Source organism: Lamprobacter sp. (assembly GCF_034860625.1).
Lineage (GTDB): Bacteria > Pseudomonadota > Gammaproteobacteria > Chromatiales > Chromatiaceae > Lamprobacter.
Genome location: NZ_JAYESN010000348.1, coordinates 1 through 2,485 on the forward strand (window position 1 = coordinate 1; position 2,485 = coordinate 2,485).

General features: G+C 62.5%; 2 protein-coding genes. Both read left to right on the forward strand.

Going from position 1 to position 2,485, the window contains the following annotated elements:
* Positions 1-1,864: RelA/SpoT family protein (locus VBE63_RS27320; protein WP_323686144.1), on the forward strand; the 1,864-nt coding region annotated here is incomplete at its 5' end.
* Positions 1,865-1,945: 81 nt separating this feature from the next.
* Positions 1,946-2,485 (forward strand): dTDP-glucose 4,6-dehydratase (locus tag VBE63_RS27325; protein WP_323686145.1); only part of this gene is annotated, 540 nt, incomplete at its 3' end.

A 2,485-nucleotide genomic window follows, 5' to 3' on the forward strand; every position in this document is an offset into this window, starting at 1 on the left:
GCTGGCCGAGGACACCAAACGCCTCTATGCCCCGCTAGCCAATCGGCTCGGCGTCTGGCAACTGAAGTGGGAGCTCGAGGATCTGGCCTTGCGCTATGCGCAACCAGAGGAATACCAGCGCATTGCGCGATTACTGCGCGAGCGCCGCGATGAGCGCCAGCAGTACATCGCCAGCGTCATTGAAAGCCTGCGACGGGAGTTCGCGCGCATCGGGCTAGAGGCGAGCATCAGTGGGCGGCCAAAGCACATCTACAGCATCTGGCGCAAGATGCAGCGCAAGCGGGTCGATATCGACGGCATCTTCGACTTGCGCGCAGTGCGCATCATGGTCGATCACGAGGATGACTGCTACACGGCGCTGAGCGTGGTGCACAGCCTCTGGCCGTACATTCCAGACGAATTCGACGACTATATCTCCAAGCCCAAGGGTAACCTGTATCGCTCCTTGCATACCGCAGTCACCGGACCCGACGGCAAGGTGCTGGAGGTGCAAATACGCACCCGGGAGATGCATCAGCATGCCGAGTATGGCGTCGCCGCGCACTGGGCCTACAAAGAGGCGACCGGCCATGATGCGGCCTTCCAACGACGCATCCTGCTGATGCGCAACTGGTTGGAACGGACATTGGAGGCAGAACCGGAAGCCAATGCCAAGTCTGGCGCGACGACGAAGGCCGCCTACCCTGGAGCAAGCCGAGGTTCGCGCGCTGGCCTGGGCTCCAACAGAGGCCAGAACTCAGAGGCTGGTCAGGGCATGCAGAGTTCGGCTGCTGCCAATGCGCGTCCTGACGGCAGCCCATCGCCAACCTCCGAGCGCAGCGACGCCGCTCAGCGAGAGGTCGCCGCGAGCATCTACGTCCTGACCCCGCAGGCCAAGGTGGTCGAGCTACCGCCGGGCGCGACACCGCTCGACTTCGCCTATGCGATCCATTCCGAGGTCGGTCATCACTGCCGGGGGGCACGGGTCGATGGACGCATCGTGCCGCTGACGCACAAGTTGGCCAATGGTGAGACGGTCGAGATCATTACACAGAAGAACGCCTCGCCAAGCCGCGACTGGTTGAGCATTCATCATGGTTATTTGACCACCTCGCGAGCGCGCAATCGGGTGCGGCAGTGGTTCAAGCAGCAGGACTTCGAGCGCCATCTGGCCGAGGGCCGTAACCTGCTCGATAAGGAGCTTTCCCGCCTTGGCATCGAGGCCAAGCCGCCACTGGAACAGCTTGCTGAGCGTTTCAATCTGCAGCGTGGTGATGATGTGCTGGCCGCCATCGGACGTGGTGACCTCTCGGTCGGCATCGCCGCGCGTCAGGTGGGGGAGCCACGCCATGAGCGCCGCGACACCACCACCGAGCTTGAGCCCTCAGCCCAGCTGGCGTTGGGCCGACGCAAACGGCAAGCGCAGGGTCGACCAGAGGTCATTGTGGCCGGTGTGCCAGACCTACTCACCCAGATCGCGAGCTGCTGCCATCCGGTCCCTGACGACCCCATCATCGGCTTCATCACCCGCGGTCGTGGGGTCGCAGTGCATCGCGCCAACTGCAGCAACATGACCAGCCTGAGCGACGAAGAGCAGGAGCGCCTGATCGAGGTGGAATGGGCCAAGCAGCCAGGCCATGCCGCCTATCCAGTCGACATCGTCATCACCGCGGCTGATCGAAAAGGATTGCTACGCGATGTCTCCTCAGTGCTCGCCGACGAGGACGCCAACGTGATCGCCACCGAGACCCAGACCGACGCGACCAATGACCGTGCCAGTATGCGCTTTACCGTCGAGGTCAGCGATATCGATCAGCTCGAGCAAGTCTGCGCCAAGCTACGCCAGCTCATCGATGTGATCGAGGTCCGCCGCACCGGCGGCTGAGAGCTGAGGGCTCAGAGACAGGGGCCCCATCCTGAAGTGGTATCATCGGCGCCTTGTTCAGGAAGGCTCCACCATCAGACCATGAGAACGCTCCTCGTTACCGGCGGTGCCGGCTTCATCGGCGGCAACTTTGTTCACCTCAAGATGCAACAAGGCGCCGATCGCATCATCAATCTCGACAAGCTCACCTACGCCGGCAACCCGGATACCCTCGCCGAGTTTCGCGATGATCCGCGGCACGTCTTCATTGAAGGCGATATCGGCAATCAGGCCCTAGTCGGACATCTGCTGAGCGAATATCAGGTCGATGCGGTGGTCAACTTTGCCGCCGAGAGCCATGTCGATCGTTCGATCGACGGACCCGCTGCCTTCATCGAGACCAATGTGCTCGGCACCTTTAGCCTGCTCGATAGCGCCAAGGCCTACTGGAGCGCGCTGGATGCGAGCCGGCGCGAGGCCTTCCGTTTCCTGCACGTCTCGACCGATGAGGTCTACGGCTCGCTGGGGCCGAGCGGCAAGTTCACCGAAACGACCGCCTACGCACCCAACTCGCCCTACTCGGCCTCCAAGGCCGCCTCGGATCATCTGGTGCGCGCCTGGTATCACACCTATGGACTACCA